Source organism: Tessaracoccus yangjingae (assembly GCF_054483935.1).
On sequence record NZ_CM137014.1, the window covers coordinates 1158954 to 1171570 of the forward strand.

The window sequence follows — 12617 nt, forward strand, 5'->3', positions numbered from 1 at the left end:
CGACATGACCGTCACCCTCACCCCACCCCGCTTCGAGCACCATGACGGTGCCCTCGGCATCGGCAACCCGCGCCCGCGGCTGAGCTGGATCGTGGAGACCGCGCCCACCGGCTGGTCCCAGGCCGCCTACGAGATCGAGGAGCGCGACGGCGCCGCCGTGCGCGTCGAGTCCGCCGACAGCGTCCTCGTGCCCTGGCCGTTCGGCGATCTCGGCTCCCGCGAGCGGCGGGAGGTGCGGGTGAGGGTCACCGGGTCCGACGGCGAAACCAGCGGCTGGGGCGGGTGGGCCGCCGTCGAGGCCGGCCTGCTCCACGGGGACGACTGGACCGCCGCCATGGTGGGCCCGTCCGACGACGCCATCGCCGCGCCACTGCTGCGCCGCGGCTTCGACGTGCCGACGGCCGGCGTGGCGAGGGCCCGGCTGTACGCCAGCGCCCACGGCGTGTTCCAGCTGGAACTCAACGGCCGCCGCGTCGGCGAAGACGAGTTCGCGCCCGGCTGGACCACGTACCAGTCGCGGCTGCGCTACGTCACCTACGACGTCACCGACCTGGTCCAGCCCGGGCGCAACGCGCTGGGCGCCTGGCTCGGCGACGGCTGGTGGCGCGGGCACCTCGGCTGGGACGGCCGGCGCGCCCTCTACGGAGAGCAGCTGGGCCTGATCGCCCAGCTGGAGATCGAATACACCGACGGCACCCGCCAGGTGGTCGCCACCGACGATGCGTGGGTCGGCGCGCCCGGCCCGATCACCTCCTCGGACCTGTATGACGGCGAGTCCTTCGACGCCCGCCTGCTCGACCCCGCCTGGTCCACGGCCTCGTGCGACGCGTCCGGCTGGGCGCCAGTCGTGGTCCGCGACCTCGACACCTCGATCCTGGTGGCGCCCGATGGGCCCCCGGTGCGCTGCGTCGAGCGGCTGGCGGTGGCCGAGGTCCTCACCAGCCCCTCCGGCGCCACCATCCTCGACTTCGGCCAGAACCTCGTCGGCCGCCTCCGCATCCGGGTCGCCGGGGAGGCCGGCACCGTCGTCACGCTCCGGCACGCCGAGGTCCTCGAGCGCGGCGAGCTCGCCACCGGCCCACTCCGCGGCGCCAAGGCCACCGACACCTACACGCTCGCCGGCCATGGCGTCGAGGAGTGGGCGCCCCGGTTCACGTTCCACGGGTTCCGTTATGCCGAGATCACCGGGTGGCCGGGCGCTTTCGACCCTGCCGACGTGGTCGCCGAGGTGATCCACTCCGACATGGCCCGCATCGGCCGGTTCGACACCTCGCACCCGCTGGTGGCCCAGCTGCACCACAACGTCGTGTGGGGGATGAAGGGCAACTTCCTCGACGTCCCCACCGACTGCCCGCAGCGCGACGAGCGCCTCGGCTGGACGGGCGACCTGCAGGTCTTCGCCCCCACCGCGACCTTCCTGCACCACGCGGCCGGGTTCCTCACCTCCTGGCTCAAGGACCTCGCGGCTGAGCAGCGGCTCCTGGGCGGCACCCCCATGGTGGTGCCCGCCGTCACCACCGGGTACTCGGGCCCGATGGCAGGCTGGGCCGATGCCGCGACGGTGGTGCCGTGGACCCTTTACCGGAGTTACGGCGACGTCCACGTGCTGGAGGAGCAATTCGACTCGATGACCGCGTGGGTCGACGAGGTGGCCGCGGCCGCCGGCGCGGACCGGGTCTGGAGCAGCGGCTTCCAGTTCGGGGACTGGCTGGACCCCACGGCGCCCGCCGGGCGCCCGGAACAGGCCCAGACCTACCCGGAGATCGTCGCCACCGCCTACTTCGCCCGCTCGGCGCGCATCGTCGCAGACGCCGCCGCCCTGCTTGGCCGCGATGCGGACGCGGAGCGCTACGGCGCGCTGGCCGACGAGGTCTCCCGGGCGTTCGAGGCGGAGTACGTGTCGCCCTCCGGGCGGCTGCTGTCCGACTCCGCCACGGCCTACGCCCTCGCGCTGCAGTTCGACCTCATCCGCGACCACACCGCCCGCCGGCGGGCCGCAGACAAGCTGGCAGAGGTGGTTCGCGGCAACGGGTACAAGATCGCCACCGGCTTCATCGGCACCCCGCTCGTCTGCGACGCCCTGAGCGCCAACGGCCACGCCGACGCCGCCTACCGGCTGCTCCTGCAGACCGAGAACCCGTCCTGGCTCTACTCGGTCAAGGCCGGGGCCACCACCATCTGGGAGCGGTGGGACTCGCTGCTGCCCGACGGTACGGTCAACCCCAGCGGCATGACCTCCTTCAACCACTACGCGTTCGGCGCCGTGGCCGACTGGCTGCACCGGGTCGTCGCCGGCCTCGCGGCGGCGGAACCGGGCTACCGGCGGATCCGCGTGGCGCCGCAGCCGCCCCGGCGCGGCCTGGACAGCGCCTCGGCGTCGCTCGCCACGCCGTATGGGGAGGCGGCCGTCGCCTGGCGGATCGTCGACGACCGGCTCACCCTCACCGTCACGGTGCCCGTCGGCGCCACCGCCGAGGTGGACCTGCCGTCGGGGACCCGGCACGAGGTGGGCCACGGCGAGCACACGTTCGCCGAGCCGTTCGAGACCGACAAGGACGTCCGCCGCGAGGTGAGCGTCGACACCCGGATGGGTGACCTCATCGACGACGCCGACGCGATGGCCGTCTTCATGGGGGTCATCACCAAGTACGTGCCCGAGGCCGCCGAGCACATGACCGGGGGCCTGCGCGGGCAGGACGACGTGACGCCCCGGCAGGTGGCGGGAATGCTGCCGCACTCGGACCAGGTCCTGGCCGACATGGCCGCCGGGTTCGCCGCGGTCTCGGCCGGTGAACCCGTGCCCGCCGCGCTGGTCACCGCGCCCGCCGTCGACGACGGCGAGCTGCGCGCCAAGGCCGCGCTCCTGACCGGTCGTGACTTCTGGACCACCAAGGAGTCCGACTGCCTGCGCAGCCTCACGCTGTCCGACGGCCCGCACGGCGTGCGGCTCCAGCGCGCCGAGTCCGACCACCTGGGCATCAACGACAGCCTCCCCGCCACCTGCTTCCCGCCGGGCGCCGCTCTCGGGTCCAGCTGGGACCCCGATCTCGTCCGCGAGGTGGGTCGCGCGATCGGCGAGGAGGCACGCGACCTCGGCGTCGACGTCGTGCTCGGCCCCGGAGTCAACATCAAGCGCTCCCCGCTCGGCGGGCGCTCGTTCGAGTACCTGTCGGAGGACCCTCACCTCAGCGGCGAGCTCGGCCTCGCGTGGGTGGAGGGCGTGCAGTCCACGGGCGTGGGCGCGTCCGTCAAGCACTTCGCCGCCAACAACCAGGAGACCGACCGCATGCGGGTCGACGCACGCATCGACGCGCGCACGCTTCGCGAGCTCTATCTGCCTGCGTTCGAGCGGATCGTCACCGCCGGCTCGCCCGCGACGGTGATGAGCGCCTACAACGCGATCAACGGGGAGTTCTGCTCCGAGAACCGGTGGCTGCTGACCGAGCTGCTGCGCGACGAGTGGGGCTTCGACGGGCTCGTCGTCTCCGACTGGGGTGCCATCAAGGACCGTGCGGTCGCGCTGGAGGCGGGGCTCGACCTCGAGATGCCGTCCTCCGGCGAGGCCGGCACCGACGCGCTCGTGGCCGCGGTCCGGGAGGGGCGGCTGAGCGAGGCGGTCGTCGACCGCGCCGTCGGGCGCCTCATCGCGCTGGCCGAGCGCACCGCGCCCGGCGAGCAGTGCGCGGCGGACCTCGACGCCCACCACGCCCTGGCCCGCAGGGCCGCCGCCGCGTCGGTGGTGCTGCTGCGCAACGAGGCCGACGCGCTGCCGCTGCGCGAGGGGGAGCGGGTGGCCGTCGTCGGGCGGTTCGCGGAGGACCCGCAGTTCCAGGGCGGAGGGAGCTCCCGGGTGAACGCCACGCGGGTCGACACGCCGCTCGACGCGCTGCGCGCCGAGCTCGGTCACGGAAACGTCGCCTACGCGGCCGGTTACGCGGCCGACGACACCACCACCGACGCGCTCATCGCGGAGGCCAGGTCCGTGGCCCAGGGATCCGACGTGGCGGTGGTCGTCGTCGGGCTCGGCGAGGCCGCCCAGTCTGAAGGCTTCGACCGCGAGCACCTCGATCTGCCGGAGGCACACGTGACCCTCATCCGGGCCGTGGCCGAGGTGGCCGCGCGCACGGTCGTCGTCCTCATGAACGGCGGCGTGGTGTCGCTGGAGCCGTGGCACGACGACGTGGACGCGATCGTCGAATCCTGGGTGCTCGGGCAGGCGGTCGGCAGCGGCCTGGCCGACGTTCTGACCGGGCGGGTCAACCCGTCCGGTCGCCTCGCCGAGACCATCCCCCTCGCGCTGGGCGACACCCCGTCGTTCCACACCTTCCCCGGTGAGAACGAGGTGGTGCTGTACGGGGAGCGGATGTTCGTCGGCTATCGGCACTACACGACCTCGGGTCGTGGCGTCCGCTACCCGTTCGGGCACGGCCTCAGCTACACCACGTTCGAGCGCGGGATCCTCGCCGTGGAGGTCACCGGCGCGGACACGGCTCTGGTCACGCTGAGCGTGCTCAATACCGGCCAGGTGCCCGGCGCGGACGTGGTGCAGGTCTACGTCTCCCCGGCCGACGCCCACGTCGCCCGCCCCGTCCGCGAACTGCGGGCCTTCGCCAAGGTGCACCTCGAACCGGGGGAGCAGCGGCAGGTCACGCTGGAGCTTGGCCGGCGCGCGTTCGCCTACTGGGACGTCACCCGCGAGGACTGGCGTGTCGAGGGCGGCCGCTACCTGGTCCAGCTCGGCTCCTCGGCGCAGGACATCGTCGACGCCGTCGGCCTCGAGCTCGACGGGGACACCGACACCGCGCCGCCGCTCACGGTCCAGTCCACGGTCAAGCAGTGGTTCGGCCACCCCGTCGTCGGCCCGCTTCTCCTCGACGGGATGCTGCAGGGCGCCTCGGCGGAGCAGCGGGAGGAGGCGGAGCGAGGCATGGAGATGCTGAAGATGGTCGACTCCATGCCCATGGAGCAGTTCGCCCGGATGCCGATGGTGGGCATCCCGGACGAGGCGCTCGAGCAGCTGGTCGCCCTCAGCCAGGCAGGAGGGTACTGAGGGAGGCCATTCGCCGCTGGCTGAGGTGCCGCGGAGCGGCCGTTCCCGTTGGCTGAGGTGCCGCGGAGCGGCCGTTCCCGCTGGCTGAGGTGCCGCGGAGCGGCCACTCCCCGCTGGCTGAGGTGCCGCGGGGGCCTTCTATCGCTGGCTGAGGTGCCGCGGGGGCCTTCTATCGCTGGCTGAGGTGCCGCGGGGGCCTTCTATCGCTGGCTGAGGTGCCGCGAAGCGGCCTCGAAGCCTAAGAAACGTTCCTTGTCAGCTCACGTTTCATAGGCTTCGAGGCTCGTCGCTTCGCTCCTCGCGCCTCAGCCAGCGGGGGGGGGGGGCGTCGCGGCTTCGCTCCTCGCGCCTCAGACAGCGGGGGGGCGTCGCTTCGCCCCTCGCGCCTCAGCCAGGGGGGGCGTCGCTTCGCTCCTCGCGCCTCAGCCAGGGGGGGCGTCGCTTCGCTCGTCGCACCTCAGCCGGTGGGAGGTCAGCTGCCGTACGCGATGCGCGACGACGGGTCCGGCTCCTCCTGCGCGAGCCGGTCGTCGATCGTCTCGTCGTGGGTGATGTCGTCGGTGTGGAGGGCCGCGTCCACCGGGGTCTGCGGGTCCTCCGGAACCATCGCGGCGGCGTCGGCCCCGTCGTCGATCAGGTCCTCCGTCCCGAGGTCCTCGGCTGTCACCTCGCCGTAGGGGTGCTCCGCGTCCGCGATCGCCTCGGCATCCAGCTGCTCGAGGCCGTCGATGCTGCCGTCCTGTGCGTCCATGCTCATGCACCCAGCGTTGCACGGGATCGGGCACAAGCAAGGCCGAACCCGTCTCGACGGCATGTGGCGCATGTCACCGGTCGCCAGACTCCCACAGGGCCGAGATCGGGAGGCCGGTCGACCTCGGCGCCGGCCGCGTCCCGGGCAAGGTCGTAGGTTTTCTGCCTTCAGATCGCAGGTCTGCAGTCCTGAGATCGTAGGTTTGCAGATCCCAGGTCGTAGATTCTCCGGATCGGGGCGGGACTCTACTGGTCGAAGAGGCCGCGGATGTCGGCGGCCGTGATCGCGCCGGAGGAGAACGAGCCCGAGTCGATGACGGAGGTGAAGAGGTCGCGCTTGCGCTCCTGCAGCGCCACCACCTTCTCCTCGATGGTGTCCTCCGAGACCATCCGGTAGACGTTGACCGAGCGGGTCTGGCCGATCCTGTGCGTGCGGTCGATGGCCTGGTTCTCGGCCGCCGGGTTCCACCACGGGTCGAGGACGAACACGTAGTCCGCCTCGGTCAGGGTCAGGCCGAAGCCTCCCGCTTTCAGCGAGATGAGGAACACCGGGTCGTCGCCCTCGCGGAACTGCGCGATCCTGGCGGGCCGGTCCCGCGTCCGGCCGTCGAGGTAGACGTAGCTGATGCCCGCCTCGTCGAACGCCTCGCGCACGAGCTTGAGGTAGCCGGTGAAGCTGCTGAACACGAGCGCCCGATGCCCCTCCGCGGCCAGCTCGGTCATCTGCTCGACCAGCGAGGTGACCTTCGCCGACGGCGCCCCGGACGCGTGCGCGGCCTCCACCAACACGGGGTCCAGCGCGAGCTGGCGCAGCATGGTGAGCGCGCGGAAGATGGCCACGCGGTTGCGGTCCATGTCGTCCAGCATCCCGAGCACCCGCTGCCGCTCGCGCTGCAGGTAGCGGTCGTAGACCTTGCGGTGCGCGGGGGTCAGCTCCACGCGCTGGACCTGCTCGATCTTCTCCGGCAGCTCCTCCACCACCTCGCGCTTGGTGCGGCGCAGGACGAAGGGCTTGATCCGCCGTCGGAGCACCTCGAGCGCCTCCCGGTCCCGCTCCACCTCGATGGGCTTGCGGAACCGCTCCGTGAAGTGGTCCGGGCGCGGGAAGAGGCCGGGCGCGCTCAGCGACAGCATGGACCACAGGTCCATCAGCGAGTTCTCCAGCGGGGTGCCGGTGATGGCCAGCGTGAACGGGGCGCCCATGCGCCTGGCCGCCTGGTAGGTGCGCGAGCGGTGGTTCTTGACGAACTGGGCCTCGTCGAGGATCAGGCCGCTCCACGGGAGGGCCCGGTACTCGGCGTCCTCGAGCCTCATGAGCGTGTACGAGGTGACCACGACGTGGGCCCCCTCCACCGCCGCCGCGACATCGTCGCCCCGGCGCTTCCCCGTGGCCGTGATGGCCGCGACCCTCAACCGCGGCGCGAACTTCGCCGCCTCGTCCACCCAGGTGCCCACCACGCTGGCGGGGGCGACGACCAGGACGGGCCTCCCGTCGAGGGACCCGGCCTCGCGGGCGCGCTCCAGCAGCGCGAGGGTCTGGAGGGTCTTGCCCAGGCCCATGTCGTCGGCGAGCACCCCGCCCAGCCCGGCGTCCCACAGGGCGGTCAGCCACTCGTAGCCGCGCAGCTGGTAGGGCCGCAGCGTCGCGTCGAGCCCCGCGGGCACGGACACGTCCGAGCGGTCCGCGTCGGGCATCAGGCGTTCGACGGCGGCCAGCCACCGCTTGCTCTGCCGCGCGACGACGCCCAGCTCGACGAGCTCCTCCCACAGCGCCGCCTGGTAGGGGCCGATGCGCAGCGGGCCGGTGGGATCGCCGTCGGTGAGCTCGCGGGCCTCCTCGATGAGCCGGCGGAGGTCCTGCAGCTCGGGGATGTCGAGGCGGAACCACGTGCCGGAGTCCAGCAGCAGGGCGTCGTCCCCGGAGGCCAGCGCCAGGAACAGCTGTTGGAAGGGCACCTCCTGGCCGTCGACGGTCACGGTGATGTGCAGGTTGAACCAGTCGCGGTCCTCGGAGTCCTCCGCGGTCAGCTGCACGACGGGGGCCTCGGAGGCCTCCTCGTACGCCGCCCGGTCGCCCTCGTGCTCCACGTGCACCCCCGTCTCGAGGAGGTGGGGGAGGGTGTCGGTGAGGAATGCCGCGGCCGCCATGCCGCGAAGCTCGAGGTGCGGAATCAGGGTGGGGCGCGGGTCGCCCTCGAGAAGCCTCGGGTCCACGATGCTGAGGAGGGCCACCACCTCGTCGCTGAGGCGCCGCTCGGTGGGGATGTCGCGCGGCGGGTCCCCGGCCGAGTGGGCGAGCGGGACGAGCGTGTCCCCCTCACCGGCCACGGGGGAGGGGTAGGCGAAGCCCCACTCGAGCCGGGCCACGTGTGCCGGGAGATGCGTGATGCGCAGGCTCATGGCCGGTGGCCTGATGTCTGGCGCCTCGACGGTGCCGTCCGAGGTGGTCACGGCCCCCGCGCGGGCGAGCGCCGGGTAGTAGAGGGTGAGGAAGCGGTTGACGTCCTCGCCGGGGATGTCGACGGCCTGCCCGGCGAGGAGGAGCCGGTCCAGGCCCTCCGCGGGCGGGGCGGCCAGCTGCCAGAGCCGCAGCACGCCGCCGTCGAGATGCCCCACCCCGTGCGCCGGGCTCCCGAACAGCAGCGTCCGCCCCGTCTCGCCGGGATCCACGACGGAGGCGCGCGGGTGGGCGCTGATGCCGCCGTCGGCGGTGCGGGTGAGGTCCAGGGACACGGTGGCTGCGCCGTCGCAGATCCGCACGCTGCGCAGCCCCTCGCCCGCGATGAGCGTGACCCCGGTGGCCACGACCCGCTTGAGCAGCGGCCAGCAGAGGGGGCCGAGGGCCGCGAGGTCCACCGTCGAGGGCGTGCCGTAGGAGTAGCCGTTCTCGGGGCTGAGCGCGTGCAGCTGCGCCAGCGACGCGCGCTGCGCGTGGTTGAGCTCGGCGGACCTCCACGCCTGCGTGACGTCCCCCCAGGATGCCCCCGTCTTCACCCAGGGGGTGCGGACCCCCTCGCGGAGGGGCTGCAGGACGATGCGGGTGGCGGGGGTGCCGTAGTAGGACGGGGCGACGGCGAACTCCAGCGCCAGCGCGCGCCCGGTGCCGGCGGCGGCGTCGCCGACGTTGACCAGCTTGCCGAGTTCGGTCTCCCAGGTCTGGACGCCGGTGCGGCCGCCGAGCCGGGCCCGGGCCGCGAGCAGCACCGCGACGACGTGCTTGCAGGAGCGCCCCATCGGGCAGCTGCACCAGTTGTCGAGGCGCCTGCCCGAGCGGGTGACCTCCACCTCGTAGACCTGGCGCCCGCTCCCGCGCACCGTCGCGGAGAGCTCGTCGGGGACGGAGTAGAGGTCGCGGACGTGCCCTGACTCGTGGTAGCTCTTTCCCCGGAAGTAGGTGGATGCGCCGAAGATCCGCTTCAGCTCGGGTTCCGTGAACTCCCGGACCCACTCGACGTCTCGGGCTTCCATAACGGACGAGGGTACTCGTCCGGGCCCTCGCCGCGATCACCGGCCGGGCCCGCGGTCACGTCACTCAGGTCGCGGTGATGCCCTCGTAGAGCCCGATGTGGTTGCCGAACGGATCCTCGAAGATGGCCCACCAGCTGGTGTCGCTGATCGGCGCCTTGGCCATGAGGACCCGCCCGCCGCTCGCCTCGGCCTTGGCGAGCGTGTCGTCGATGGAGTCCACCTCCACGTAGGAGCGGGGCTGCGTGAAGCCCTCCGAGCGCGGGGCCAGGCCGCCGCCGCTGATCTTGTTGGGCGCCTGCCACATGGGGTAGCCCTCGAAGCCGGGCATCTCGGCGATCTGCCAGCCGAACAGGCCGCTGTAGAAGCTCTGGGCCTGGTCCAGGTCGCTGACCGGGATGTCGATGTGGGTGATGTCTCCGTGCGGCATCTCTCTCCTCTCACGGCCGCCCGTCCAGACGGCGATGGGCTCAGTCTGCATCGCGACGGCTTCCCGCGGAACCCCTCCGCCCCCGGATCCCGATATCCACAGGCCGGATCTGAACTCGTCGAAGTCATCCACAGGTCGTCGAAGGGCCCTTGAGCGGCGACTGCCGGCTGGTTGCATGGCAGTCCGAGGAACGAGTGAGAGGGAGACGGACATGCAGGTTGGGGAGTATTGGGCGCACTACACGAGCGACGTCAGCAGGACGCCGGCGAGCCGGGTGGAGATCGTCGCCGTCGTGCGGCGCCCGATCAGGGACCGGTTCGTCGTCAGGTTCGACGACGGCCGCGAGCGCGAGGTCGCGGGCAGCCGGCTGAAGTGCCTGTGGGAGGACCTCGCCGCCCATGAGGCGGTGCTGGCGGCCGAACGGCTCGTGCGAGAGCAGTGGGTGGGCGGGTCCACGCTGCTGGCGATGCGGATGGCTTTCCGGATCGTGCCGGACTGCGCGGCCACTCTGCAGCAGGATGGCCAGGTGGTGATCCACGACGGCGCCGAGGTGGAGCGGCTCACAGCCTGCCCGCTCGACGACCTTCTGGCCGGGTGCGGCATGGTCCAGGACGAGTCGGGCCGGCGGATCTCCGCGCTCGGGGGCTCCCGGATCTCGGCCGCACTGTGTGCCGCCAATCCCGCCGCAGTCCTGGCCACGGCCTACTCGGACGGCTCGACCGGCGAGCACGCGTCATGGGAGCGCCATGGGTTCAGGGACCGGGACCACGGCTGGGACCGCTACGGGAACCGGTTCCACGGCAGCCCTCAGGAGCGCTACGTGTGGTACGCCGAGGCTGAGCGGCCCGCGCTGCAACTCGTCCGCCGGTGGTGCGGCGTCGCGGTCGCCGCTCGGCACGAGCTGAGCGAGGCCCTCGAGGCCGAGGCCCACCGCCTGTGGCTGCTGGCGCACCGTGCGGTCAACCAGCTGGCCGGCCATGACGCGGCGGCAGCGGCGAAGCTCCGCTCGGCCCTGGTGGACGAACAGATCTCCCCCGATGACGTGCGGATGGCAGCCCCTCGCGCCACCGAGGCGCGTATCACGGGTGATACGGTTGGGGGATGGGAGTGGTGAGTGTCAGGGACCTGCGCAACCGCAGCGCCGATCTGTTGGCCAGGGTGGCGTTGGGTGAGAGCTTCACGGTGACGCGGGACGGGGAGCCCGTGGCCGCCGTCGTGCCGCTGCCTCGCCGACGCTGGGGGGCTGCTCAACTCGTGGAGAGGTGGAAGGCCCTGCCTCGGGTTGACGCCGCCGCGGTCAGGGCTGACATCGACCGCGTGCTGGACCCGTCGCTGTGACCGCCGGGGCCGGCCGGGCCGCGGAGGGCATCCTCGACACGTCGGCCGTCATCGACCTCGGTGGGCTGGACCCGCTCTCCCTCCCGGCCGAGCCGCTAATCACCGCGGTGACCATGGCGGAGCTGTCGGTTGGGCCGCACGTGGCGCGGACCGAGGCGGAGCGGGCCGCGCGTCAGGCGCTGGTGCAGCAGGCCGAGGCGGACTTCGAGCCCATCCCGTTCGACGCAGCCGCGGCGCGGGCCTTCGGAGTCGTCGCCGCGGCGCTGCGTTCGGCAGGCCGCAAGCCCGCCGCCAGGGCGTATGACGCGCTCATCGCCGCGACCGCCATGTCGCGGGGGTTGCCTCTCTACACGGCCAATCCGAGGGACTTCGACGGCATCCCTGATCTCGACGTGCGCGCCGTCCTGCCCGGTCAGGCAGCGGGTTGACCAGGCAGGACGACGACGGCGAGGTTCAGTAGCGCAGCCGCGCCAGCGCCGGGCCGTCCCACGAGTCGCCGAGGTGGTCGGGGCGGACGGCCACCACCCGGCCGCCCTGGTCCAGCACCAGAAGCGCCACCTTGGCGAGCAGGTCGGTGACCGCCGGCGCGAACAGGTCAGCGGTCCGCTCGTAGGCCAACTCGCCGGAGGCGGGATCCAGGGTCCCCCAGACGTCGCGGGTGACGTCGAACCAGAAGGTGGCGACGGCGCCGCTGACGGCCTGCCGGGCGATGGCCGCGAGGTCGCGCTCCATCCGGCCCGGGTCTCCGTCGCTGAGGGCCCGAAGCTCGGCCTCGGTGTCGGCCACGTTGAGCTCGGCCAGCTGCTCGCGGATCTCCTCGTCGATCTGGGCAGCGTTGAGCCGGTCCGGGTTGCCCGGGATGAGCACGAGGCGGCGGCCGTCCTTGCGCTGGCCGAACTGCGCGGCGAGGGTCTCGTCGGCGAAGACGAACAGCGTCAGCTTCTCGTCGGGGTCGAGGCGGGCCAGCTCGGTGCGGGCCGCGTCTGCCACCCTCTTGGCGTACAGGTCGTGCACGTCTCCCGACAACCGGTCGTCCCCGCGGCCCGCGGCGTCGCGGTTTGTGGCCTCCGCGGCGCTGCCCGGGTACGTGCCCGCAAGCTCGATCTGGGACACGCGCTCCTCCGCGGTGGCGTGCCAGAGGCCCCATGCGTTCTCCGACAGGGTGATCGCGAACGCCTCCTGGGGCTGGCTCACGCTGCGCAGGAGCTGGCCCACCGCGAAGTGCACGCCCGCGTGCACCTCGTCCTCGAGCTGGTTCGGCAGGACGAACACCTCGCTGACGCCGGGCGCGGCAAAGACGGCGAGCGAACGCGACAGCTTGCCCCACAGCTCGTGGTCCTCGAGGATCGCGTCGCGCGTGGCGGCGATGCTCTCGCGCACCCCGCGGTCCACCCCATGCTCGTCCAGCTCCCGGAGGGCGGCGTCGAAGCCGCTCTTCAGCGCCACCTGCGCCCGGTCACGCTCCGACGGCTGCGGCGATGTCTCGACATAGACCGAGACGGCCCCGGCGAAGTCGCCGTCGAGGGCCCGCAGGTCTTCGGGTGTGGGGAGCTGGTGATGTGTGGACATGGCGCCTCCATTGGT

At 72.5% G+C, this 12617-nt stretch carries 8 protein-coding genes; 4 read left to right on the top strand and 4 right to left on the bottom strand.

The features are described from left to right. Positions 1-4 precede the first annotated feature (4 nt). Positions 5-5050 (top strand): family 78 glycoside hydrolase catalytic domain, encoded by a 5046-nt coding sequence (locus tag ACX1D3_RS04835; RefSeq protein ID WP_458995854.1) that lies wholly within the window; start codon positions 5-7, stop codon positions 5048-5050. A 472-nt stretch (positions 5051-5522) separates the two neighbouring features. Here the strand turns inward: ACX1D3_RS04835 and ACX1D3_RS04840 are convergent, their stop codons facing one another. The 3 genes from ACX1D3_RS04840 to ACX1D3_RS04850 form a co-directional block, all read right to left on the bottom strand. Further along, a complete protein-coding gene (locus ACX1D3_RS04840; protein WP_458995855.1) occupies positions 5523-5807 on the bottom strand; it encodes a hypothetical protein in 285 nt (94 codons plus the stop codon). Between the two features lie 239 nt (positions 5808-6046). Continuing rightward, positions 6047-9268 (bottom strand): DEAD/DEAH box helicase, encoded by a 3222-nt coding sequence (locus ACX1D3_RS04845; protein WP_458995856.1) that lies wholly within the window; start codon positions 9266-9268, stop codon positions 6047-6049. Between the two features lie 64 nt (positions 9269-9332). Continuing rightward, positions 9333-9746, bottom strand: coding sequence for a VOC family protein (locus ACX1D3_RS04850; RefSeq protein ID WP_458995857.1), 414 nt, complete (start codon positions 9744-9746; stop codon positions 9333-9335). 160 nt (positions 9747-9906) lie between these two features. On the opposite strand from ACX1D3_RS04850, the gene ACX1D3_RS04855 reads away from it, so the two are divergent. The 3 genes from ACX1D3_RS04855 to ACX1D3_RS04865 are packed head-to-tail and all read left to right on the top strand — an operon-like array spanning position 9907 to position 11461. Beyond that, positions 9907-10809 carry a hypothetical protein gene (locus tag ACX1D3_RS04855; RefSeq protein WP_458995858.1) on the top strand — a complete coding sequence of 301 codons (903 nt, stop codon included), beginning with the start codon at positions 9907-9909 and terminating at the stop codon, positions 10807-10809. After that, the gene (locus ACX1D3_RS04860; RefSeq protein WP_458995859.1) at positions 10806-11033 is read left to right on the top strand and encodes a type II toxin-antitoxin system Phd/YefM family antitoxin; all 228 of its coding nucleotides are present in this window, start codon (positions 10806-10808) and stop codon (positions 11031-11033) included. The genes ACX1D3_RS04855 and ACX1D3_RS04860 overlap by 4 nt, the downstream gene beginning before the upstream one ends. Further along, positions 11030-11461: a type II toxin-antitoxin system VapC family toxin gene (locus tag ACX1D3_RS04865; protein WP_458995860.1), complete on the top strand. Its 432-nt coding sequence runs from the start codon at positions 11030-11032 to the stop codon at positions 11459-11461. Before ACX1D3_RS04860 ends, ACX1D3_RS04865 begins: the two co-directional genes overlap by 4 nt. A gap of 25 nt (positions 11462-11486) precedes the next feature. On the opposite strand, the gene ACX1D3_RS04870 is transcribed toward ACX1D3_RS04865, so the two are convergent. Continuing rightward, positions 11487-12602, bottom strand: a complete 1116-nt coding sequence (locus ACX1D3_RS04870; protein WP_458995861.1) for a hypothetical protein — start codon at positions 12600-12602, stop codon at positions 11487-11489. Between the last annotated feature and the right edge of the window lie 15 nt (positions 12603-12617).

Bases quoted from the DNA above. Each gene is read 5' to 3' on its own strand.
- ACX1D3_RS04835 (WP_458995854.1), top strand. From the start codon at position 5: ATGACCGTCACCCTCACCCCACCCCGCTTCGAGCACCATGACGGTGCC.
- ACX1D3_RS04840 (WP_458995855.1), bottom strand. From the start codon at position 5,807: ATGAGCATGGACGCACAGGACGGCAGCATCGACGGCCTCGAGCAGCTG.
- ACX1D3_RS04845 (WP_458995856.1), bottom strand. From the start codon at position 9,268: ATGGAAGCCCGAGACGTCGAGTGGGTCCGGGAGTTCACGGAACCCGAG.
- ACX1D3_RS04850 (WP_458995857.1), bottom strand. From the start codon at position 9,746: ATGCAGACTGAGCCCATCGCCGTCTGGACGGGCGGCCGTGAGAGGAGA.
- ACX1D3_RS04855 (WP_458995858.1), top strand. From the start codon at position 9,907: ATGCAGGTTGGGGAGTATTGGGCGCACTACACGAGCGACGTCAGCAGG.
- ACX1D3_RS04870 (WP_458995861.1), bottom strand. From the start codon at position 12,602: ATGTCCACACATCACCAGCTCCCCACACCCGAAGACCTGCGGGCCCTC.